This window comes from Kosakonia oryzendophytica (assembly GCF_027886705.1).
Taxonomy (GTDB): Bacteria; Pseudomonadota; Gammaproteobacteria; order Enterobacterales; family Enterobacteriaceae; genus Kosakonia; species Kosakonia oryzendophytica.
In genome coordinates, this window is record NZ_CP115659.1 from 4956974 (window position 1) to 4981164 (window position 24191).

Below are 24191 nucleotides of genomic sequence, written 5' to 3' on the forward strand. Positions count from 1 at the left end.
AGTTTGATGCTCATCGAATTAAACTTCGTAATGAATTACGTGTTCACTCGTGAGACTTGGTATTCATTTAGCGTCCGTGGACGTCAAGAATCCATGTCACTTTGAGTGCCCACACAGATTGTCTGATAAATTGTTAAAGAGCAGTGCCGCTGTGTTTTCGCTGCGGCGCGGGGTGTGCATATTACGCTTTCCCGCTGCGAAGTCAACTGAATATTTTCAGATTTCTTCACCTGACAGGCCGGTGTGTTTGCCGTTGTGCCGTGTCAGTGGTGGCGCATTATAGGGAGTTAATTCCGGCTGACAACCCCTAATTTAAAAAAAGTTATCAACCGTCTCTTTTTTGTTCAAACCTACCCTAAAGCGCCAGTTTTTCGAGCGATTTAAAGCCGTAGCGTTGCAAGACGGGCAACAATTGCGCAGTCTCAGGCGTTAACGCCATGCAATAAGCAATATTGTCATCAGACGATTTTGCATCCGGTGCTTCATGATCGAGCAGCCAGGCCGTACGGCGTGCAATAGCTGAGCCGGAATCCACCAGCCGCGTCCCCTCCGGCAATACCTGCAACAACTCTTCCTGCAATAATGGAAAATGCGTACACCCCAACACAACGGTATCTGGCGGCTCGGCCATCCGCAACCACGGGCGCAGAATACGACGCAGTTCTTCCTGAGGAACAGGTTCGCCGTGCAATTTTGCCTCCGCCAGTTCGACCAGCTCCGCCGAGCCCAGCATTTCAATTTTGCACTCATTGGCGAAACGCGAGATGAGTTCGTGCGTATAAGGACGCTTCACCGTTCCCCGCGTTGCCAACAGCCCCACCACGCCGTTCGCCGTTAAACGTGCAGCAGGTTTTATGGCCGGAACAACGCCAACAACCGGGAAACTGAATTTTTCGCGCAGCGCAGGCAACGAAACGGTGCTAGCGGTGTTACAGGCGACAACGGCAAGAGCGAGTGGATATTGCGCCTGAACAGCCGTGACAATTTCAACAACGCGCTCAACGATGAACGCTTCGCTCTTTTCCCCATATGGAAAAGCAACGTTGTCAAATGCGTAGATGTAATGCAGATCCGGCAGGAGATGCCGGATCTCATCATAAACGGATAGCCCACCGACGCCGGAGTCAAAAACCAGGACGGTAGGACGCGCGTCAGAAGGTGTAGCTGCCAGACAAGGTGTATTCCCGTCCTGCAGTGTGGTAGCCATAAACTGTCTCGTAATCTTTATCGAACAGGTTGGCGATTTTACCACGAACTGTGAGGTTTGAGGTCACTGGATATGAAGCAGAAAGATCAACCAAGCTGTAAGACGGCATACGACGCTGCGTATCAGCAAACTGGTTGGTGTTGTTATCGTAGCTCTTGCCGAAGTACTGCCACGCAGCATCCATATCCAAGCCAAACATCGTCCAGTCCAGTTGATATTTGAATTGCTGCCGCGAGCGATGGGCAAGCACTTCATTATCACTGTCACGGCGCGGATCAAGATAACCCAGCGTAATACGATGGCTCACCACACCGGTGTCAAAGCTACCCGTTAACTCAACCCCTTTAATGGTCGCGGATTGAATATTGTAATAGGTGCCCAAAAAGGTGTCGTCATCGTAGTAGTAGTCGATCAGGTTCTTGATTTTGTTCTGATAAGCAGACAGGCGCCAGTTAACCGGCCCGGTCAGGCCTTCCAGCCCCACTTCAACCTGGCGAGATTTTTCTGCACTTAGATCCGGGTTAGAGAGAATAAAGAGACGCTCTTGCCCATAGAGTTGCCCCAACGTCGGCGCCTGGAAGCCAGTACCATAAGACACGGTAAAACGGTAATCCGGTACAAACTCCCAGCCTGCCGCGGCCTGCCAGGTACCATTCCAGCCAAACTGATCGTTATCATCACCACGCACAGAGCCTTCCAGCGTCACGGTGTCGAGCTTCTGCTGCGTCGTCAGGTAATAACCAGTGTTATTCCGCTTATATTTGTTGCTGTAGTCGTTATCTGCTGAGGTCAACTTCTGCTGCTGCCAGTCAATACCGGCGCTGACCGTCCCCGCACCCAGCGCCAGGCTATTGCCCCACTGCAGGTTACGCTGCGTCATATCATCCAGCGAGGTACCCTCGTTGTATAATCCTAACGGCCCGGCATAGTTGTAATCTTTATAGCGCTGATAGCTGCCGGTCAGTTGTGAAGAGAAAACATCGCCGCTGTAAGTCAGCCCGGTTTCATAGGTATGGTTATAAACCTGACGCTCATCACCACCATCGGTGTAGCCCGCATCATAGCCCGTTTTATTGCTATACCCGTAGCCACGCACAAACCCTGAAATCTCCTGATTGAACTGATGATTCAGACCCGCCCAGAAGGTTTTATTACGGAAACCATCGCGATCGCTATCCACAGAGTAAGTGGATTGCGGGCGAATGTTATAGCCACGCGTATCAGTAAAGGAACCCGCTACGGTTGCCAGTGTATCTTCACCCAGTTTCTGGCGAACCGTCGCATCGTATTTCTGATAATGATTAGAACCGATGCCAGCCTCAACTTTGCCGCCCGGCGTGTCGTTCTGGGTGATGATGTTGATCACGCCGCCAATCGCATCTGCGCCATAGACCGCAGAACGCGGCCCACGGATCATCTCGATACGTTCAATCAAAGAAACAGGGATTTGGCTGAAATCAGCAATACCGGTAATGCCGGACTTCGCCAACGGGATACCATCAATCAATACCAGCGTATGGCGCGCTTCCGCACCGCGGATATAAATATAGCTGGTTTGTCCCATGCCGCCGTTTTCAGCCACATCGACACCCGGCAAACGGCGCATCACATCTGTTAAGGTTCTGGCTCCCCAGCGATCAATATCTTCACGGGTCACAACTTCTGTCGGTGCCAGTACGGTATTGACGGGTTGTTGGAAACGGTTTGCTGTCACCACCAAATTGTCTGAGCCGCTATCCTGCGCCCAGCCGGAAAAAGCTGTGACGGAGAGCGCCGTCAGCAGCGAAGCTTTTTTAATCATTGTGAGAGCATCCACAAAGTAAAAGGATGCCGCAGGTTCCATCAATAGCACGCGATGATGTCACCAAATGCGACGTATTCCGGCAGGTCTTCGGGCTTGGGGGTATAACGAGACGGCGACTTCCCACCTATGGCAGTGTCTGCTTGCGCGACCATCTCACCTGATCCTTACCGCTGCGCGTCAGCCCCAGATTTACACTGGGTTCCCTTTTAACTCACAGGACCGGAACATGGATGCTACATTCGGTTACATATGGATGTCCAGACTGCTAAGCGAGTATTTAGAAAACATCCGGGGCTGGACATCCCGTACGCAACACCTACAATCCCCGCGTTATTCTTAATCTCTCAGGAAACATCATGACTCCCGAACACCTGCCGACAGAACAGTACGAAGCCCAGCTGGCCGAGAAAGTCGTGCGTCTGCAATCAATGATGACGCCATTTTCAGCGCCGTTGCCGGAGGTGTTCCGCTCACCGACCAGTCATTACCGCATGCGCGCCGAGTTCCGTATCTGGCATGACGGCGACGATCTTTACCACATCATCTTCGATCAGCAGACAAAGTCCCGGATCCGCGTAGACAGCTTCCCGGCGGCCAGCGAGCTGATTAACCAACTTATGGCAGTGATGATCGGCGCACTGCGCGGCAACAAAACGCTGCGCCATAAGTTGTTCCAGATTGATTACCTGACCACCCTCAGTAACCAGGCTGTCGTTACGTTGCTGTATCACAAAAAACTCGATGAGGAGTGGCAGGCAGAAGCGACGCGTTTACGCGATGCGCTACGCGCGCAAAACCTGAATGTGCAGTTGATTGGCCGCGCCACCAAGACCAAAATCGAACTTGATCGGGATTATATCGACGAGCGATTGCCGGTTGGCGGCAGAGAGATGATCTACCGTCAGGTAGAAAACAGCTTCACCCAGCCTAATGCGGCAATGAACATCCAGATGCTGGAATGGGCGCTGGACGTGACCCGCAATTCAACGGGCGATCTGCTGGAATTGTACTGCGGCAACGGTAACTTTTCGCTGGCACTGGCACGCAATTTTGATCGTGTACTGGCCACGGAAATCGCGAAACCCTCAGTGGCAGCGGCACAATACAACATTGCGGCAAATCACATTGATAACGTGCAGATTATCCGCATGTCGGCAGAAGAGTTCACCCAAGCGATGAATGGCGTCCGGGCCTTTAACCGTCTGCAAGGTATCGATCTGAAGAGTTATCAGTGTGAGACGATTTTCGTCGATCCGCCGCGCAGTGGGCTGGATGCAGAAACCGAGAAGATGGTGCAGTCGTACCCACGCATTCTGTACATTTCCTGCAATCCGGAAACACTGAGTAAGAATCTGGAAACATTAAGCCAGACGCATGAGGTTTCGCGTCTGGCGCTGTTCGATCAGTTCCCGTACACGCACCACATGGAGTGCGGTGTGCTGCTCACCCGGAAATAATGCCCCATGTTGTCCCCCTCATCGCCAGAGGGGGCTACGTTACTCTGACGCTTCGTCGCGTTTACGGTTACGCAGGCGGTAACCTATCCAGAACACCAGAATCACCGACAACACAGCGGGCAGGAAATTGGAGCCAATAGCGGGATATTCCGCACGCACCACGGTGCTGTACAGCAACACACCGAGGATAAAACAGGCAGCGGCAAGCCCTGGCAGGCCAACAGGCATCGTGCGATTTTGATAGCGCTGATGCAGGCAATAGACCGTCAGCACCAGTGAAATCAGCGGAAAGACGGAAAACGGCACAATCGAACTGAAAATAGCCGAAAATGCGCCATTAATTGACAAGCCAGCGATCAGCGCCAGCAGCAACGTACCTTTATCTTGACCTGACTGTTTCATCACTCATCCTTCACTCATCGGTTTGATGCGCTATTTTTTCTTGTTCACGGCGATACCAGTAATACGCGCCTTTGGAAATCATCCGCAGTTGTAGCACCAGTCGCTCTTCCAGTTGCCGACGCTGTTCTGCGCCCACATCCAGCGCTTCTGCGCCGGCACTAAAAACAATGGTTACCATCGCCTCCGCCTGTGCTTCGGTGAACGCGCGCGGCATATGATTTTCGAGTTCAAGATAATCAGCAAGTTCCGCAATAAAATGCTGGATCTCACGTGCCACCGCGGCGCGAAATGCAGAGGATGTACCAGAGCGCTCACGAAGCAGCAATCGGAACGCGTTGGGGTTATTGCCGATAAACTCCATAAAGGTCGACACGGAAGTACGGATCACGCTGCCGCCTTTGGCAATACGCTGACGCGCCTGGCGCATCAACTGGCGGAGCATCAGCCCGCTTTCATCCACCATGGTCAGGCCGAGTTCATCCACGTCGCGGAAATGGCGATAAAAAGAAGTCGGCGCGATGCCCGCCTCACGGGCAACCTCTCGCAGGCTCAGGCTGGCAAAGCTACGTTCAGCGCTAAGTTGGCTGAATGCCGCTTCCACCAGCGAACGTCGGGTTTTTTCTTTTTGCTGCGCTCTTACACCCATCACGATGTTTGAATCCTTCCAATGGCCTGCTGGCACTATACCAGAGAATAAATCTAATCCGATTGTACTGGATTGTGACTGATTGTTTACGGGCGGTTTCTTCTCTTACCCCTGAAAAAAGCACAACGATAATTGGGTTATCACCGCTTTGATGTTAGTATTATGTTGTTTTTATGTATAAGAACAGGTAAGCCTTACCATGCCACATTCCTACGATTATGATGCAATAGTAATAGGCTCCGGCCCCGGCGGCGAAGGTGCTGCTATGGGTCTGGTTAAACAGGGGGCGCGGGTCGCAGTAATTGAGCGCTACCATAATGTTGGCGGCGGCTGTACGCACTGGGGCACCATCCCATCGAAAGCGCTACGCCACGCGGTCAGCCGTATTATCGAATTTAACCAAAATCCGCTCTACAGTGACCATTCCCGCCTTCTCCGCTCCTCTTTCGCCGATATCCTGAACCATGCTGAAAGCGTGATTAACCAACAAACACGCATGCGTCAGGGTTTTTATGAGCGTAACCGCTGTGAAATCCTGCAAGGCGACGCTCATTTTGTTGACGATCACACACTGGCACTGGAGTGTCACGACGGTACCGTCGAAACACTCACCGCCGAAAAATTTGTTATTGCCTGCGGTTCACGTCCCTACCATCCGGCGGACGTCGACTTTACCCATCCGCGCGTTTATGACAGCGACTCCATTCTGGATATGCACCATGAGCCACGTCATGTGATCATCTATGGCGCCGGGGTGATTGGCTGCGAATATGCATCAATCTTCCGGGGAATGAACGTCAAAGTCGACCTGATCAATACGCGCGATCGCTTGCTGGCATTCCTCGACCAGGAGATGTCGGATTCGCTCTCCTATCACTTCTGGAACAGCGGTGTGGTGATTCGCCACAACGAAGAGTACGAGCGCATCGAGCCACTGGATGATGGCGTGATCATGCATCTGAAATCCGGTAAAAAACTGAAAGCGGATTGCCTGCTCTACGCCAACGGGCGCACCGGCAACACCGACAGTTTGCAACTGGGCAATATCGGTCTTGAAGCAGACGGGCGCGGGCAGTTGAAAGTCAACAGTATGTACCAGACTGCCCTGCCGCACGTGTATGCCGTGGGGGATGTGATTGGTTACCCAAGTCTCGCATCTGCAGCCTACGATCAAGGGCGTATTGCCGCGCAAGCGATGATCAAGGGTGAAGCAACCGCGCATCTGATTGAGGATATCCCGACCGGGATTTATACCATTCCGGAAATCAGCTCGGTGGGGAAAACCGAACAGCAGCTTACCGCAATGAAAGTGCCGTACGAAGTGGGTCGCGCACAGTTTAAACACCTCGCACGGGCGCAAATCGTCGGGATGAACGTGGGAACGCTGAAGATTTTGTTCCACCGGGAAACCAAAGAGATCCTCGGTATTCACTGCTTTGGCGAGCGCGCGGCCGAAATTATTCATATCGGCCAGGCGATTATGGAACAGAAAGGTGGCGGTAACACCATCGAGTACTTCGTTAACACCACCTTTAACTACCCAACCATGGCGGAAGCCTATCGGGTAGCGGCGCTAAATGGCTTAAACCGCCTGTTTTAACGCGTTATCAAAGTGGCCATTCATCGAACTACGAATGGCCTCTGCTAACTGCTCATAGCGGCTGCGCAGCGGCGATCCCGGACGATAGACCAGGCCAACGGTACGTTGCGGCTCCGGTTTGATGCACGGCAGATACACCACACCATCGCGTTTGCGTTCGCGCGGTACCGACAGGGCTGGCAACAGCGTAATCCCACTGCCAGCCGCCACCATATTACGCAGCGTTTCCAGGCTGGTCGCGCGGAAGTGCGTATCTTCATCCGCACCGGCTTCAAAGCAGAAGCCCATCGCCTGATCGCGCAGACAATGCCCATCTTCCAGCATCAGCAATTTTTCACCGGCCAGATCAGACATCGGCACGCACTCGCGGTTCGCCCACGGATGATCTTCATAAATTGCCAGCATCATCGGCTCATCGAACAACGGTACTTCGATAAAGGCTTCACTCTCCTTCACCAGCGCCAGGATTGCGCAATCAAGCTTGCCGCTGTCTAACTGCGCCAGCAGTTGATGCGTCTGTGCTTCATGCAGATACATTTCCAGCTTAGGGAAGGTCTGGTGCAACATTGGAATAATATGCGGCAACAGGTAAGGTCCAACGGTTGGGATCAGACCAATATGCAGCGGGCCGGACATCGTCTCCCCCTGCTGGCTTGCCATTTCCTTCAGCACTTTGACCTCGCGCAGTACAGTGCGCGCCTGATCCACCAGTAACAACCCGGCCTGGGTAAACAACACTTTGCGGCTGGTACGCTCCAGCAGCATCACGCCAAGTTCATCTTCCAGTTTGCGGATCTGCCCACTCAGTGTGGGCTGGCTGACGTGGCAGGAGTCGGCTGCACGGCGAAAATGGCGGTGCTCAGCTAACGCCACCAGGTACTCAAGATCACGAATATTCATTATTCATCCTCCGTCGCCACGATAGTTCATGGCGATAGATAGCATAGCAACGAACGATTATCCCTATCAAGCATTCTGTTTAATAATTGGCGTCAGAAACGAAGCGGGACCTCAACTGACCCCTTGAGAAGACTGCCTACCCTTATGTTTCTCTGAACAACTAAAGCCAACGTGAACTTTTGCGGACCCCGTGTCCGCTTTTTTTTTGCATAAAAAAGCCCGGCGTATAGCCAGGCTCCCTGTTCATCCACTCACCTCAGACAAGCCGCGCTTTCGCATCGGTAATCGCCTGCGCTACCTGAGTGGGAGAAACGCCACCTTTCGCGGCACGTTTATCAAGGCATGACTGCAACGCGAGAATCGGATAGACATCGTCACCGATCACCGCACTGAATTTTTGCAGGTCGGCCAACGCCAGCTCTTCCAGCGGTTTGCCCTGAGCAATGGCTTCCACCACTGCTTCACCCACAATATGATGCGCTTCGCGGAACGGCACCCCTTTGGCGACCAGATAATCCGCAAGTTCAGTGGCGTTCGCATAACCCTGCTGTGCAGCTTCCTGGCAACGTGGGCGTTTCACCTGAATGCCATCCAGTACCAGTACCGCCATATGCAGGCAATCAAGCCAGGTATCCAGCGCGTCGAACAGCCCTTCCTTGTCTTCCTGCATATCTTTGTTGTACGCCAGCGGCAGGCCTTTGAGCGTCATCATCATGCCGGTCAGCGCGCCCTGTACACGACCGCATTTACCGCGGATCAGCTCCAGCGCATCCGGGTTTTTCTTCTGTGGCATTAATGAAGAACCCGAGGTAACACGGTCTGACAGCTCAACAAAGCCCGCTTCACCGGAGTTAAAGAAGATCAGATCTTCGGCGAAACGCGACAGGTGAACCATGCCGATAGACGCGTCAGAGAGCAGTTCCAGCACATGGTCGCGGTCAGAAACGCTGTCCAGGCTGTTGCGCGTCGCAGAAGCAAAACCCAGCCAGCCGGCCAGTTGCTCGCGATCGATTTCATACGCCGTGCCCGCCAGCGCGCCGCAGCCCAGCGGACTCACATCCAGGCGTTTCAGCGTGTCCTGCAAACGGCTTTCATCGCGCGCCAGCATCTCCACGTAAGCTAACGCCCAGTGTGCAAAAGTCACCGGTTGGGCGCGTTGCAGGTGCGTATAGCCCGGCATCACGGCGTCCTGATTATTCTCTGCGGTCACCACCAGCGCGCTCTGTAACTGGCGGTTCGCCACCAGCAGCTCGCTGACCGTGTCTTTGCACCACAGTTTCAAATCGGTTGCAACCTGATCATTACGGCTGCGCCCGGTGTGCAGCTTCTTACCCAGTTGACCTACTTTATCGATCAGCTTGCCTTCCACCCAGCTGTGAATATCTTCAGCGTCGCTTTCGAGGATCTGCTGCGGGTTGGCCTGCACCTCTTCCAGCAACACATGCAGCGCCTCTTCCAGTTGCTGCTGCTCCACCGGGGTCAGAACACCTACCGTCACCAGCGCTTTAGACCAGGCCACAGAGCCAACGATATCCTGCTCCGCCAGGCGATAGTCAAAGCGCAAAGAGTCGTTGAACTGTTTGAACCGTTGATCCGCTGCCTGAGTAAAACGCCCGCCCCAAAGTGCCATAATATGCTTCCTTAATTTCTTGAATTTCACTGCCGGATGGCGCTGTGCTTATCCGGCTTACAGGTTCAGTTCACGCAGGCCCGATAAGGCGTAACCGCCATCGGGCACATCATGGATTACGCCAGAATACGCGTGCCAATCGGCGTACCGTTAAACAGCGCCGGTAATTGCTCGGCGTGACGCCAGGAAGCGATATCCACCGGGCGGCCGAGCGTACGGGCAGCATCCAGTGCCGCGTTCACTTTCACGATCATGCCATCGGTAATAATGCCCTGCGAAATCAGTTGCTCCGCTTTGGCCGCGGTCATTTCGGCAATCCGCTGGCCTTTGCCATCCAGAATGCCGCTCACATCAGACAACAGGATCAGGTCTGCGCCCAGCGTTGCCGCCAGCGCCGTCGCTGCCTGGTCCGCATTGACATTCATCAGTTTGCCTTCGTCGGTTACGCCAATGGAGCTGATAACCGGCAGGAAACCGCCATCCAGCAGCGCGTTAATCAGTGTCGGCGAACCCGGCTGCGCCAGGCCAACATGTCCCAGCTCTTCGTCAAGCTGCGTCACTTTTACGCTATCACCGTCGCCGAGATAGAGACCGACGGAGGCAAGATGATGTTTCTTAGCCCATGCCAGCAGCGTTTTGTTTGCCGTGCCAGCCAGCGCTCCGGTAATAATATCGATCTGGTCCGCTGGTGTGACGCGCAGACCGTTTTTCTTTTTCACCGGCAGGTTGAGCTGTTTCATCAGCTCATCCACCACGCAACCGCCGCCGTGCACAATAACCAACGGGCGCTGATGAGATTCGCGATAGTGCACCAGTGCGGTAAACAAACGTTCCAGCGCTTCCTCGCTATCCAGCAGTACGCCACCGAGCTTAATAATTAATGGATTCATCATCACGCCTGTTCATTTAAATAAGTGACTGGGTTTCAGCATAGCCGAAACGAATATTTGCGCATTGCATTGCCTGTGCCGCCGCGCCTTTCAGCAGGTTATCTTCCGTGGCAACGACAATCAGATGTTCGCCCTGCACGGCAAAGCCGATATCGCAGAACGGCAGTCCCACCACGTTTTTCAGCGCCGGAACCCCTTTGTCATAGAGGCGGACTAGCGGTTTGTCGCCGTAAGCCTGTTTAAACAGCTCAGCGACCTGCGCCTGGGTGACCCCCGTTTTTAAACGGCAAGTAATGGTTTCCAGGATACCGCGCGGGAAGCTCGCCAGGTGCGGGGTAAAAATCACATCCGTACCGAGATGCGTGGCGATCTCCGGCTGGTGACGATGGTTGAAAATGCCATACGGTTGCAGGCTCACTTCGCAAAAACTGTTGGAGAGCGCCGCTTTGCGCCCGGCTCCGCTCACGCCACTGGTGGCGTTGATCACCGGCCACTGATTCAGATCCAGCACGCCAGCGTCGATCAGCGGTTTTAATGACAACTGCGCCGCCGTCGGGTAACACCCCGGCACGGCAATCAGCTGTGCGCTTTTCAATTGCTCGTGATTCCACTCCGCCAGCCCATACACCGCCTGTGCAAGCAGATCGGCGTGCTGATGCGTGAAACCGTAGAATTTTTCGTAGAAAGCAGGATCGTTAACGCGGAACGCGCCGGAGAGATCGAACACCACACAACCCGCCGCCAGGCATGTCGACGCCAGATCGTGACTCACTTCATGCGCTGTCGCCAGGAAGACGACATCCACACCTTCCAGGAACTCACCAATATCGGACATCGGCTGTAACGGGAGATCAACAATGCCTTTCAACTGCGGATGTAAATCGGAGATACATTTTCCTGCATCATTACTTTGCGCAGAAACCGTCAAAGCGGTTATGTTCATATGAGGATGGCGATTTACATAGGTCACTAGCTCTGCGCCGGCGTAACCGCTGGCGCCCACAATTAATGTGTTCAACATTGGGGCGGTTTACCTTCTTACGTCATGTGTGTCAGGGAGAGACCAGGCGTCAATCCCGCGTCGCTGAGCCAAGTCGCCGGATGGGTTCCCTTACGCTCAACATTAATGTATTTTTATTCACATTTAGTGCATGAATATTGATACTATCACGAACTCAGGTATGTCAACAATGAAAATGAATTTGCCGCCATTTATCGAGATTTACCGCGCCCTGATAGCCACACCGTCGATCAGCGCAACGGAAGAAGCACTGGATCAGAGCAATGCGTCTTTAATCAATCTGCTGGCAGGATGGTTTGGCGACCTCGGCTTCAATGTTGAAGTGCAACCTGTGCCCGGCACACGCAATAAATTCAATATGCTCGCCAGCGCAGGCACTGGCGCAGGGGGGCTGTTGTTAACCGGCCATACCGATACCGTGCCTTTTGATGATGGGCGCTGGACGCGCGACCCCTTCACACTGACCGAGCATGACAACAAACTCTACGGTCTGGGCACCGCCGACATGAAAGGCTTTTTTGCCTTCATTCTCGACGCACTGCGTGACGTCGATGTGACAAAACTGAGCAAGCCTCTGTATGTGCTGGCAACAGCCGATGAAGAAACCAGCATGGCGGGTGCCCGCTATTTCTCAGAAAACACCCAACTGCGCCCGGATTGTGCCATTATCGGCGAACCGACATCGCTGCAACCAGTGCGCGCGCATAAAGGCCATATCTCTAATGCAATTCGTATCCTGGGGCAGTCCGGACACTCCAGCGACCCGGCGCGCGGCGTGAATGCAATTGAGCTCATGCACGATGCTATTGGCCATATTCTGCAACTGCGCGACAGCCTGAAAGCGCGTTATCACTATGAGGCATTTACCGTGCCTTATCCCACCCTCAACCTGGGTCATATTCATGGCGGTGATGCGGCAAACCGTATCTGCGCGTGTTGCGAGCTACATATGGATATCCGTCCGCTGCCGGGCATGACGCTGAATGATTTAAACGGCCTGCTTAATGATGCACTGGAGCCGGTCAGTTCCCGCTGGCCAGGTCGCCTGACTGTTTCAGAACTGCACCCGCCTATTCCGGGCTACGAATGTCCGCCGGACCACCAACTGGTGGACGTGGTGGAGAAACTGCTCGGCGTCGAAACCGAGGTCGTTAACTACTGCACCGAAGCCCCGTTTATTCAAACATTGTGCCCGACGCTGGTGCTTGGCCCAGGCTCCATTAATCAGGCCCATCAACCGGATGAATATCTTGAGACGCGTTTTATCAAACCGACGCGTGAACTGATTACACAAGTTGTGCATCATTTCTGCTGGCACTGAGTTCGTTTTTCTTGCTAACCCCCTCCCGGTGAGGGGGTTTTTTACGTCTGTCGGGACGTGACAGCTGTCACGTTTTCATAAGCAATACTTATCTGGCCGAAAGGGAATTAAATTTCGTAAATTGTCGGCATTTATTCGTTTGCTGAAGCGATTTCGCAACAATTGACGTGGTGGGTTTTACGTGGCTTTATAAAAGACGGTGTCTTATATCTGCCCAACGGCAGATATAACAAAATAAAATGAGATGGGGTGTCTGGGGTAACATGAACGAACAATATTCCGCTTTGCGTAGTAATGTCAGTATGCTCGGCAAACTGCTGGGAGATACCATCAAGGATGCACTGGGTGAGAACATTCTCGACCGTGTAGAAACAATCCGTAAGCTGTCCAAATCTTCTCGCGCCGGTAACGAAGCCAATCGTCAGGAACTGCTCACCACGTTGCAGAATCTCTCCAATGACGAGCTGCTGCCGGTGGCGCGAGCGTTCAGCCAGTTTCTGAACCTTGCCAACACTGCCGAGCAATACCACAGCATCTCCGCGAAAGGCGAAGCCGCCAATAACCCGGAAGTCATTGCCCGCACTCTCAGAAAACTGAAAGACCAACCGAATCTTAACGAAGCCACGATCATTAAAGCCGTGGAATCCCTGTCGCTGGAGCTGGTGCTGACCGCACACCCGACCGAGATCACCCGTCGTACATTGATCCATAAAATGGTGGAAGTGAATGCCTGCTTAAAACAGCTGGATAACACTGACATTGCCGACTATGAGCGCCACCAGTTGATGCGCCGTCTGCGCCAGCTTATTGCGCAGTCCTGGCATACCGATGAAATCCGCAGATATCGTCCAAGCCCGGTAGACGAAGCCAAATGGGGCTTCGCGGTAGTGGAAAATAGCCTATGGGAAGGCGTGCCGAACTACCTTCGCGAACTGAACGAACAACTGGAAGAGAACCTCAATTACAAGCTGCCGGTCGACTTTGTGCCGGTACGCTTTACGTCATGGATGGGCGGTGACCGCGACGGCAACCCGAACGTGACTGCCGATATCACCCGCCATGTGCTGCTGCTCAGCCGCTGGAAAGCCACCGACCTGTTCCTCAAAGATGTGCAGTTGCTGATTTCCGAGTTGTCGATGGTGGAGTGTACCGACGAGCTGCGGGAACTGGCTGGCGCTGAAGGTGCTCGCGAACCGTATCGTTATCTGATGAAAAAGCTGCGCAGCGATCTGATGGCCACTCAGGCCTGGCTGGAAGCGCGTCTGAAAGGTCAGAAGTTGCCGAAACCTGAAGGACTGCTGACGCAAAACGAACAGCTGTGGGAACCGCTTTACGCCTGTTATAAATCTCTGCAAGCCTGCGGCATGGGCATTATCGCCAACGGCGAACTGCTCGATACATTACGTCGCGTGAAGTGTTTTGGCGTCCCGCTGGTACGCATTGATATTCGTCAGGAAAGTACGCGTCATACCGAAGCGCTGGGCGAATTAACCCGTTATCTCGGTATTGGCGACTATGAGAGCTGGTCCGAAGCCGACAAACAAGCATTCCTGATCCGCGAACTGAACTCGAAACGCCCGTTGCTGCCGCGCCAGTGGGAGCCAAGCGATGAAACCCGCGAAGTGCTGGATACCTGCCGGGTGATCGCGGAAGCGCCGCGTGGCTCCATCGCCGCCTATGTGATCTCCATGGCGAAGACACCGTCCGATGTCCTGGCAGTACACCTGCTGCTGAAAGAAGCCGGTATTGGTTTCGCCCTGCCTGTCGCGCCGCTGTTTGAAACGCTGGACGATCTGAACAACGCCGACGATGTGATGACCCAATTGCTGAATATTGACTGGTATCGCGGCTTTATTCAGGGCAAACAGATGGTGATGATTGGCTATTCCGACTCGGCGAAAGACGCAGGCGTGATGGCAGCAAGCTGGGCGCAATATCAGGCACAGGATGCGTTGATCAAAACCTGCGAAAAAGCCGGTATTGAACTGACGCTGTTCCACGGTCGTGGGGGTTCTATCGGTCGTGGCGGCGCGCCTGCGCACGCGGCACTGCTTTCACAACCGCCAGGCAGCCTGAAAGGTGGCCTGCGCGTGACCGAACAGGGTGAGATGATCCGCTTTAAATACGGTCTGCCGGAAATCACCATCAGCAGCCTGTCGCTGTATACCAGCGCGATTATGGAAGCCAACCTGCTGCCGCCGCCGGAGCCAAAAACCGAATGGCGCCACATTATGGATGAGCTGTCCGATATCTCCTGCGATATGTACCGCGGCTATGTACGTGAAAATAAAGACTTCGTCCCCTATTTCCGTTCCGCCACGCCAGAGCAGGAGCTCGGTAAACTGCCTCTCGGCTCCCGTCCGGCAAAACGTCGCCCGACTGGTGGGGTGGAATCGCTGCGTGCGATCCCGTGGATCTTCGCATGGACGCAAAACCGCCTGATGCTGCCGGCATGGCTGGGCGCTGGCGCTGCGCTGCAAAAAGTGGTGGAAGACGGCAAGCAAAGCGAGCTGGAAGCGATGTGCCGCGACTGGCCGTTCTTCTCAACCCGTCTCGGGATGCTGGAAATGGTCTTCTCAAAAGCCGACCTGTGGCTGGCGGAATATTACGATCAGCGGCTGGTGAAACCAGAGCTGTGGGCGCTGGGCGCAGAGCTGCGTAAGCTGTTAGAAGCCGATATCAAAGTCGTGCTGGCAATCGCCAACGACTCGCATTTGATGGCCGACTTGCCGTGGATTGCCGAGTCTATTCAGCTACGTAACATTTATACCGACCCGCTGAACGTACTGCAGGCCGAGCTGCTGCATCGCTCACGTCTTGCCGAAGAAGAAGGCAAAGAGCCGGATCATCGCGTTGAACAAGCGCTGATGGTCACCATTGCCGGTGTTGCAGCAGGTATGCGTAATACTGGCTAATTCCCCGCTGTTATCGCAAAAGGCCACACGTGTTGTGGCCTTTTTTTATGCTGGCAGTTAAGGTTGTCCCTTCGCGTGCAACGCAAGGAACACCATGAACCACGATGTCGCTCATCTTCTCTCCCGCCTGATTAACGGCCCTGCGCCGTTGCGGCAAATTTGCTTCGCCGGTGCAACCGGTACAGCGCCTGCGCAGGCGGTTCAGGTGGATTTCCCGCGTCTGGAAATCGTACTTGAAGGTGTATTGATGGATGCTGGCGTCACGGGAGAAGCCACGCTGATGACGCAGCATGACGTTCTGTATGTGCCTGCCGGCGGCTGGAACCTGCCGCAGTGGCAGACCCCGGCCACCACATTAAGCGTATTGTTCGGCAAGCAACAACTGAGTTTTAGCGTAACGCACTGGAATGGACTGGCATTACAGAACCAGGCCAAACAGCATGTTGCCCGCCGCGGGCCGCGTATCGGATCTTTCCTGCTGCAAACGCTCCATGAGATGCAGATGCAACCGCGCGAACAACAAACCGCACGTCTGATCGTCGCCAGTCTGCTCAGCCATTGTCATGATCTGTTAGGTAGCCAAATCCAGACAGCTTCCCGCAGTCAGGCGTTGTTCGAGGCCATTCGCGACTATATCGACGAACATTATGCGATGCCGCTTACCCGTGAAGCTGTCGCGCAGGCATTTTACATCTCTCCCAACTACCTTTCTCATCTCTTCCAGAAAACCGGTGCCATCGGGTTTAACGAATACCTGAATCATACCCGGCTGGAACATGCGAAAACCCTGCTTAAAGGCTACGACCTGAAAGTAAAAGAGGTCGCGCACGCGTGCGGATTTGTCGACAGCAACTACTTCTGCCGCCTGTTCCGTAAAAATACAGAACGTTCCCCTTCTGAATATCGTCGTCATTACCATAGCCAGCTCAGTGACAAGAACTGATCTGGACAAAGCAGTCATGCACTGGATTTTTGTACGATCTGAAATGTCTCTCTGTCTCCGACACGATTTTTCGCCCTGTTTTACCAAGCCATCCAGCTACTTGTGAAGTAAATCACACTTCAATAGGGCGATCACATTTGTCCAGTATTTGGCAGTTTTGTGATATAGCGGCACCGGGCGAGACGCTCGTATGCTGTTAGCAGAAACGAGCGATGAGGAAGCACAATGGAACTCTATCTGGATACCGCCAACGTGGCGGAAGTTGAACGCCTGGCGCGCATTTATCCCCTGGCGGGCGTCACCACTAACCCCAGTATTATCGCCGCAGGCAAAACGTCCGTATGGGATGTTTTACCGCGCCTGCAACAGGCTGTCGGCCCGGAGGGAACGCTGTTTGCGCAGGTCATGAGTCGCGACGCCGCAGGCATGGTGGCGGAAGCGAAACGCCTTAATAATGCCGTGCCCGGTATTGTGGTGAAAATCCCGGTGACTGCCGAAGGGCTTGCCGCCATCAAGCAATTAAAAAAAGAAAACATTGTCACGCTGGGAACCGCAGTGTACAGCGCCGCTCAGGGGTTGCTGGCCGCCGTCGCGGGCGCGAAATATATTGCTCCTTATGTCAACCGTGTAGACGCCCAGGGCGGCGACGGCATTCGAATGGTGCAGGAGTTACAAACGCTGCTCACCCTCCATGCGCCGCAGAGCAAGGTACTGGCCGCCAGTTTCAAAACACCACGCCAGGCGCTCGACTGCCTGCTGGCAGGATGCGAAGCAATCACCCTTCCTTTAGATGTAGCGCAACAAATGCTCAATACGCCAGCGGTAGAGTCAGCAGTGGAGAAGTTTGAACAGGACTGGAAAACGGCTTTTGGCAACCTTAATTTGTAAGGAGGCAGTATATGGATCGTGTCATCCAGGCGCCAGGTAAGTACATCCAGGGTGCAGACGTCATCACCCGTCTCGGCGACTATCTCAAACCGCTGTCCGACCGCTGGCTGGTCGTCGGCGACAAGTTTGTTCTCGGTTTCGCTCAGGAAGCGCTGCAAAAAAGTCTGGCGGATGCCGGGCTGGCATGCGAGGTGGTGCCCTTCGGCGGCGAATGTTCACAAAATGAAATCGACAGGCTACGCAGCGTAGCGAAAAACGCCCATGCCGGAGCGATACTGGGCATCGGCGGCGGTAAAACGCTGGATACCGCCAAAGCGCTGGCGCATTTCATGCAGATCCCGGTGGCGATTGCGCCCACCATCGCTTCTACCGACGCGCCCTGTAGCGCCCTGTCGGTCATCTACACCGATAACGGTGAATTCGACCGCTATTTGTTGCTGCCGAACAATCCCAATCGTGTGATCGTCGATACCAAAATCGTCGCGGGTGCACCACCGCGTCTGCTGGCTGCGGGGATTGGCGATGCCCTCTCTACCTGGTTTGAAGCCCGCGCCTGCTCGCGCAGTGGCGCAAAAACCATGGCGGGTGGACAGTGTACACAAGCCGCACTGGCGCTGGCGGAACTCTGCTACAACACGCTGATAGAAGAGGGTGAAAAAGCGATGCTGGCCGCCGGGCAACATGTGGTAACGCCCGCACTGGAACGCGTGGTGGAAGCGAACACGTACCTCAGTGGTGTCGGTTTTGAGAGCGTTGGTCTGGCGGCGGCGCACGCTATCCACAACGGTTTAACCGCGATCCCGGACGCTCATCACTTTTATCACGGTGAGAAAGTGGCATTTGGCACGTTAACGCAACTCGTGCTGGAAAACGCGCCGATGGAAGAGATCGAAACCGTTGCAGCGCTGTGTCATACCGTGGGCCTGCCCATCACGCTGGCGCAACTGGATATCAAAACCGATATTCCGGCGAAAATGCGCATTGTGGCGCAGGCGGCCTGCGCTGAAGGGGAAACCATTCACAATATGCCGGGCGGCGCGACGCCGGATCAGGTGTATGCCGCACTGCTGGTCGCCGACCAGTACGGTCAGCGTTTCTTAGGTGAGTGGGAATAAGCGTCTAAACGTAACAGGCCCGGTTATCGGGCCTGCAGAACGTTTTACTGGTCGGGTGCGGGTATAAAACCGCCGTCCGACCTGATGGGTGGTTTACACCGCCGGGCGAACGCCTAACGTATGGCAAATGGCATAGCTCATTTCAGCGCGATTCAACGTATAGAAGTGGAAATCTTTCACCCCTTCGCGGCTTAAAATTTTCACCATATCCATCGCGATATTGGCCCCCACCAGCTTGCGGGTTTCCGCGTCATCATCCAGCCCATCGAACATTTGCGACATCCACGCCGGAATACGTACGTTAGTCATGTCTGCGAATTTTTTCGCCTGTTTAAAGTTAGAGACGGGGAGAATGCCCGGCACAATCTCAACATCGATGCCGGTCGCCGCGCAGCGATCGCGAAAACGCAGATAGCTTTCCACATCAAAGAAGAACTGGGTAATGGCACGGCTGGCGCCTGCATCCACTTTACGCTTCAGGTTGAGCAAATCGGCCTGGGCGCTTTTCGCCTCCGGATGCACTTCCGGATAGGCAGCGACCGAGATATCAAAGTCCGCCACCTCTTTTAACAGCGTCACCAGATCGGCGGCATACATATCGGGCTTACCACCGCCCGGCGGCAAGTCACCGCGCAGCGCCACAATATGACGGATACCGTTATTCCAGTAATCCTGAGCGATAGCACGCAGCTCGTCGCGGCTGGCATCAATGCAGGTCAGATGCGGCACGGCTTCCAGCCCTGTGCGCTCTTTAATGCCTTTGATAATACTGTGCGTACGGTCGCGCTCACCGGAGTTAGCGCCGTAGGTCACTGAAACGAATTTGGGTTTCAGGCTGCTCAGGCGATCGATGGAGTGCCATAAGGTTTGTTCCATTTCACTGGTGCGCGGCGGGAAAAATTCAAAGGAAACATTAATCTGGCCGTGTACTTCCGCCAGGCTTTGATTCAGGGCTTCCCGCTGGTTGGCGTGAAAAAAGCTCATACCTTACCTCATCAATCGCATGTCATTGTCTGTTGTCTTGTGAACTTCTATACGTTTAGACGTCCAGATGTAAAAATGACGGAAAACGGTCAGGGCGTCAACTGGAAAATCACCATTATTCGTGAGGAATGTTCAGTGAAGATGAAAAAAATTCATAACTGAAGATAAAACCCTCCCCTTTATAAGGAGAGGGTAGATGCAAAGGGAGGATTACAGCAACTGCGCCAGACGGTTAATATCCGACTGGATCGCGCCAGCGGTCACATCACGACCGGCACCCGGCCCGCGGATCACCAGCGGGTTATCACGATACCAGCGGCTTTCAATGGCAAAAACATTATCGCACGGCAGTAGCGACGCGAGCGGATGCTCAGCACGAACGGCTTCCACGCCAACGCGCGCTTTACCGTTGGCATCAAAGCGCGCCACATAACGCAGCACCAGCCCCATTTCACGGGCGGCCTCAAGGCGCTGTAGCATCTGTTCATTGAGCTCGTCGCCATTTTCAAAGAAGTGATCCACCGAGCCCTCTTCACACCCTGCCGGGACCAGCGACTCCACACGAACCTGATCTGGTTCGATGTCATAACCCGCTTCACGGGCCAGGATCACCAGTTTACGCATCACGTCTTTCCCGGAAAGATCGACGCGCGGATCCGGCTCGGTCAGCCCCTGCTGCCAGGCCTGGTCGACCAAATCGGTAAAGGGCACGGAACCATCAAACTGCAAAAACAGCCAGGAGAGCGTACCGGAGAAAATTCCGCTGATCGCCAGAATCGCATCGCCACTCTCACGCAGATCGCGCACGGTGTGGTTAACCGGCAAACCTGCGCCGACGGTGGCGTTATACAGCCAACGGCGACCGGTTTTTTCGAACGCATCGTGAATTTGGCGGTACTTATCACTGTTGCTCGCGCCAGCCAGTTTGTTGGCGCTAATCACATGGAAACCGTGGCTGGCAAAATCCAGATACTGATCGGCAAGCTGCTCGCTGGCGGTGACATCCAGCACCACTAAATCATCATAAGGGTGGGCGCGCATCCACAGGAACAAGGCTTCTTCATCCTGCTCGACCGCTTCATCATTGAAAAACGCCAGCGCGCGACTGGCATCCAGCCCGTCGTAACTCAGCAGGCTGCGGCGGCTATCCACCACTCCGGCCAGTACAAATTCAAACCCGGTGCGCGCCGACAACGCGCTCTGCTCGCGGGAGAACAGCTCCAGCCAGCGGGAACCGATATTGCCTTTTCCGAACAACATCAGGCCAATACGCTTTTCCGCGCGGAAAAGCGACTGGTGCAACCCCTGGATCAGACTCTCGGTTGGCCCTACGCGCAACACCGCAACCAGGCTAATCCCTTCATCGGACTGCCAGATAAACTCCACCGGCTGACCTTTCAATTGCTGCCAGAAACGGTGACTATGCAAGGGGTTACGGCAAACACCGGCTCCCACCATCGCCACCAGCGCCAGCCCCTGACGCAAGCGCAACTCGCCCGGCAAACCCGCTTCATCCAGCAGTTTGAAAACGCTGTCCACCACTTCGGAGGTGTAGCACAGTTGCAGCAGATTACGGTCGGCATGTGCACCAACCGCCAACGGACGCACCTGAGCGCGCTTCAACACCACATCGATATCTTTTTGCGCCAGCTTAAAGTCCTGACCTGCCGGCACGAGAAACTCAATCAGGCAAACATCATCATGGCTGGTGACAATACGCGCGCCGGTTCCGGATGCCAGTACACGCTCAATACGCGTTGAACCTTGCTCCGGACTGTAACTACAGCGTAATTGCAGGTCGATATTACTGCCGGAAACGGGCTGCAACGTGCGGGCATGCAGTACCGGTGCGGCAAGACGCGCCAGCTCGCTGGCCTCGTCGAGACGCAGCAGCGGTAACAAGCAGGCATCTTTCACTTTGCGCGGATCGGCGCTGTACACCCCCGCCACATCGCTCCAAATGGTGACTCGCGAGACATCCGCCAGCGCACCGATCTGTGTCGCGGAATAGTCGGAACCATTACGCCCCAGCAGCACGGTTTCACCTGCGTCGTTGCGGCTGATAAAACCAGTCACCACAATGCGCTTACCCGGCAACTGCGCCAGTTTCTGTTGCAGTAATGGCCAGGACTCGCCTTCATTTACCTGCGGTTGCGCGGCGCGCTCCGCTCTCAGAAAGTCACGGGCATCCAGCCAGGCCGCGTCCAGACCTTGCTGGTTCAGTACAGCAGCCATTAAACGCGCAGACCAGATTTCACCGTGGCCGACCACTTCCGCGTATACCGCATCGGTAATGCCGCCATCCAGCAGTGCAGCCAGGTGTTCCAGATCGTGGATAAATTCACTGGTTAACCCGTCGGCGACATCCGCGGGCAGCAAACCGCCGATCAGATCGCTTTGATAGCGGCGCAGTGATTGTTGAACCTGATGCGCAGAGAGGCGATCGGTCTGGCTTAATTTAAGCCAGTTGATCAACTGATTGGTGGTGCTGCCAGCGGCCGAGACAACCATCATGTCGCCCGGTTGCGAATATTCCGCCATGATCCCCGCCACGCGCAGGTAACATTTCACATCCGCCAGACTACTCCCACCAAATTTGTGCAGCTGACGAGCTTTCGTCCCTGCCTGCGCAATCACACTCATGTTTACCCCTCAGCGGCGACCCGGAAGCCATTTTCCAGATCGGCAATTAGATCTTCACTATCTTCAATACCGGTTGAGATGCGCAGCAGCGTCTCAGAGATCCCGGCTGCGGCACGCGCTTCCGGCGCCATGCCCGCATGGGTCATCGTAGCGGCATGAGAGATTAAACTTTCCACTCCGCCTAATGATTCCGCCAGCGTAAACAGCGATAACCCACTTAAAAAGCGACGCAGCGTTTGCTCATCGCCATCCAGTTCAAAACTTAGCATCGCGCCAAAGCCTTTTTGTTGACGCACTGCAATCTCATGCCCTTGATTATCCGGCAAAGAGGGATGATACAGCTTTTTCACCAGCGGCTGTTTTTTCAGGAAATCAACTATCGCCTGCGCATTGCGCTGGGCCACTTCCATACGCGGAGACAGTGTGCGCAAACCACGCAGTAACAGATAGCTATCGAAGGCACTACCGGTGACGCCAATGTTATTCGCCCACCATGCCAGTTCAGTGACAATCCCTTCATCTTTCGCGATCACCACGCCCGCCACCACATCGGAATGCCCGTTGAGGTATTTGGTGCAGGAGTGCAGCACCAGATCGGCACCCAGCGCCAGAGGATTTTGCAACGCCGGGCTCAGGAAGGTGTTATCCACAACGCTCACCGCACCGGCCTCACGAGCAAGTTGACAGATTTTCGCAATATCAACGACGCGCAACAATGGGTTGCTTGGGCTTTCAACCAGTACCAGTTTCGGTTTTTCCGCCAGCGCATTTTTTAGCGCCTGCTCATCACCCTGATCGACAAACCGTACACGGTAACAACCACGCTTCGCCAGACTATCAAACAAGCGATAGCTCCCACCATAGCAGTCATGTGGCGCAACCAGTAGATCGCCTGGTTTAAGAAACACGGTGGTTACAAGGTGTATAGCCGACATCCCGGTATTGGTCAGCACCGCGCCTGCGCCGCCTTCCAGTTCCGCCAGCGCACGCTGCACAACATCACGCGTTGGGTTACCACGGCGCGAGTAGTCATGCGCGCGCGGCTCATTAAAACCGGTGAAATTATACGTACTGGAAAGATGGATCGGCGGGACAACGCAACCGTACTGCTCGTCATCGTTTAATCCGCTACGCACTGCGATGGTGGCCTGTTTACGCGTCATGATGAAGGCTTCCTGGCTTAATGGATGAAAAGTCTGGCAACAGAGTAAACACTGCGCCGATAGACGTCAATACATCTGGACATCTAAACTTCTTTGCGTATAGATTGAGCAAAGGCATAATAGCCGTTAAAATTATATGCTTTAGTAAGGCACTGTTACGCGATACACCGTGTCACGCTGATGACTCTACGGTAAACTACGCGGGATTATGACTCAGGTGTAGCCACCTGAGACTGAGACTAATGACTGAGAGGATTAAAGGTATCTCATGGCTGAATGGAGCGGCGAATATATCAGCCCATACGCTGAGCACGGCAAGAAGAGTGAACAAGTAAAGAAAATTACGGTTTCCATTCCTCTTAAGGTGTTAAAAATCCTCACCGATGAACGTACCCGTCGTCAGGTGAACAACCTGCGTCATGCCACCAACAGCGAACTGCTGTGTGAAGCGTTTTTGCATGCGTTTACCGGTCAACCTTTGCCGAACGATGAAGATCTGCGTAAAGAGCGCAGCGACGAAATCCCGGAAGAGGCGAAAGTGATTATGCGTGAACTGGGTATCGACCCGGATACCTGGGAATACTGATAAAAACGAAAAAGGCGGAAGATGATGTTATCCGCCTTTCTTGCTCATCGGGAAACATCAGAGACAAAAAAAGCGC

Annotated in this window: 19 protein-coding genes and 1 riboswitch; of the genes, 8 read left to right on the top strand and 11 right to left on the bottom strand. The window is 54.3% G+C overall.

Annotated features, from left to right (window positions below; genetic code table 11):
- Positions 1–355 precede the first annotated feature (355 nt).
- Together murI and btuB are read right to left on the bottom strand one after the other, a co-directional pair.
- Entirely contained in the window at positions 356–1207 is an 852-nt protein-coding gene (murI, locus tag O9K67_RS23860; RefSeq protein WP_061499254.1) for a glutamate racemase, read from the bottom strand.
- Positions 1152–3008, bottom strand: coding sequence for a TonB-dependent vitamin B12 receptor BtuB (gene btuB / locus O9K67_RS23865; protein ID WP_061499256.1), 1857 nt, complete (start codon positions 3006–3008; stop codon positions 1152–1154). Before btuB ends, murI begins: the two co-directional genes overlap by 56 nt.
- Positions 3009–3072: 64 nt before the next feature.
- Positions 3073–3250: riboswitch (cobalamin riboswitch) on the bottom strand.
- A gap of 117 nt (positions 3251–3367) precedes the next feature.
- Between btuB and trmA the strand changes: the two genes are divergently transcribed.
- Positions 3368–4468, top strand: a complete 1101-nt coding sequence (gene trmA / locus O9K67_RS23870) for a tRNA (uridine(54)-C5)-methyltransferase TrmA (protein ID WP_061499259.1) — start codon at positions 3368–3370, stop codon at positions 4466–4468.
- Between the two features lie 39 nt (positions 4469–4507).
- Here trmA and O9K67_RS23875 read toward each other — a convergent pair whose 3' ends face one another.
- Both O9K67_RS23875 and fabR read right to left on the bottom strand, forming a co-directional pair.
- Complete coding sequence (locus O9K67_RS23875; RefSeq protein ID WP_061499262.1) at positions 4508–4870, bottom strand: YijD family membrane protein; 363 nt, start codon at positions 4868–4870, stop codon at positions 4508–4510.
- Positions 4871–4880: 10 nt separating this feature from the next.
- Positions 4881–5519: an HTH-type transcriptional repressor FabR gene (fabR, locus tag O9K67_RS23880; protein ID WP_061499265.1), complete on the bottom strand. Its 639-nt coding sequence runs from the start codon at positions 5517–5519 to the stop codon at positions 4881–4883.
- 196 nt (positions 5520–5715) lie between these two features.
- Between fabR and sthA the strand changes: the two genes are divergently transcribed.
- Positions 5716–7116 carry a Si-specific NAD(P)(+) transhydrogenase gene (sthA, locus tag O9K67_RS23885; RefSeq protein WP_061499268.1) on the top strand — a complete coding sequence of 467 codons (1401 nt, stop codon included), beginning with the start codon at positions 5716–5718 and terminating at the stop codon, positions 7114–7116.
- Here sthA and oxyR read toward each other — a convergent pair.
- The 4 genes from oxyR to argC all read right to left on the bottom strand — a co-directional run bounded on the left by oxyR (position 7099) and on the right by argC (position 11557).
- Positions 7099–8016, bottom strand: a complete 918-nt coding sequence (oxyR, locus tag O9K67_RS23890; RefSeq protein WP_061499271.1) for a DNA-binding transcriptional regulator OxyR — start codon at positions 8014–8016, stop codon at positions 7099–7101. The genes sthA and oxyR overlap by 18 nt on opposite strands.
- A 256-nt stretch (positions 8017–8272) precedes the next feature.
- Positions 8273–9646, bottom strand: coding sequence for an argininosuccinate lyase (gene argH, locus O9K67_RS23895; RefSeq protein WP_061499274.1), 1374 nt, complete (start codon positions 9644–9646; stop codon positions 8273–8275).
- 116 nt (positions 9647–9762) lie between these two features.
- Positions 9763–10539, bottom strand: a complete 777-nt coding sequence (gene argB / locus O9K67_RS23900) for an acetylglutamate kinase (protein WP_088237045.1) — start codon at positions 10537–10539, stop codon at positions 9763–9765.
- Between the two features lie 13 nt (positions 10540–10552).
- A complete protein-coding gene (gene argC, locus O9K67_RS23905) occupies positions 10553–11557 on the bottom strand; it encodes an N-acetyl-gamma-glutamyl-phosphate reductase (RefSeq protein WP_061499282.1) in 1005 nt (334 codons plus the stop codon).
- 169 nt (positions 11558–11726) lie between these two features.
- Between argC and argE the strand changes: the two genes are divergently transcribed.
- From argE to gldA, 5 genes are all read left to right on the top strand, one after another.
- Complete coding sequence (gene argE / locus O9K67_RS23910; RefSeq protein ID WP_061499287.1) at positions 11727–12878, top strand: acetylornithine deacetylase; 1152 nt, start codon at positions 11727–11729, stop codon at positions 12876–12878.
- 263 nt (positions 12879–13141) lie between these two features.
- Complete coding sequence (gene ppc / locus O9K67_RS23915; protein WP_061499290.1) at positions 13142–15793, top strand: phosphoenolpyruvate carboxylase; 2652 nt, start codon at positions 13142–13144, stop codon at positions 15791–15793.
- Between the two features lie 94 nt (positions 15794–15887).
- Positions 15888–16736 (top strand): AraC family transcriptional regulator, encoded by an 849-nt coding sequence (locus O9K67_RS23920; RefSeq protein ID WP_061499293.1) that lies wholly within the window; start codon positions 15888–15890, stop codon positions 16734–16736.
- 225 nt (positions 16737–16961) lie between these two features.
- A complete protein-coding gene (gene fsa / locus O9K67_RS23925; RefSeq protein ID WP_061499296.1) occupies positions 16962–17624 on the top strand; it encodes a fructose-6-phosphate aldolase in 663 nt (220 codons plus the stop codon).
- A gap of 11 nt (positions 17625–17635) precedes the next feature.
- Positions 17636–18739 carry a bifunctional L-1,2-propanediol dehydrogenase/glycerol dehydrogenase gene (gldA, locus tag O9K67_RS23930; protein WP_061499301.1) on the top strand — a complete coding sequence of 368 codons (1104 nt, stop codon included), beginning with the start codon at positions 17636–17638 and terminating at the stop codon, positions 18737–18739.
- 93 nt (positions 18740–18832) lie between these two features.
- Here gldA and metF read toward each other — a convergent pair whose 3' ends face one another.
- From metF to metB, 3 genes are all read right to left on the bottom strand, one after another.
- Positions 18833–19723 (bottom strand): methylenetetrahydrofolate reductase, encoded by an 891-nt coding sequence (gene metF / locus O9K67_RS23935; protein ID WP_061499304.1) that lies wholly within the window; start codon positions 19721–19723, stop codon positions 18833–18835.
- 210 nt (positions 19724–19933) lie between these two features.
- A complete protein-coding gene (locus O9K67_RS23940; RefSeq protein ID WP_061499307.1) occupies positions 19934–22366 on the bottom strand; it encodes a bifunctional aspartate kinase/homoserine dehydrogenase II in 2433 nt (810 codons plus the stop codon).
- 2 nt (positions 22367–22368) lie between these two features.
- A complete protein-coding gene (metB, locus tag O9K67_RS23945; protein WP_061499309.1) occupies positions 22369–23529 on the bottom strand; it encodes a cystathionine gamma-synthase in 1161 nt (386 codons plus the stop codon).
- A 268-nt stretch (positions 23530–23797) separates the two neighbouring features.
- Here metB and metJ point away from each other — a divergent pair, with 268 nt between their 5' ends.
- On the top strand, positions 23798–24115 hold the full coding sequence (gene metJ / locus O9K67_RS23950; protein WP_007369220.1) for a met regulon transcriptional regulator MetJ: 318 nt from the start codon (positions 23798–23800) through the stop codon (positions 24113–24115).
- The last annotated feature ends 76 nt before the right edge of the window (positions 24116–24191 follow it).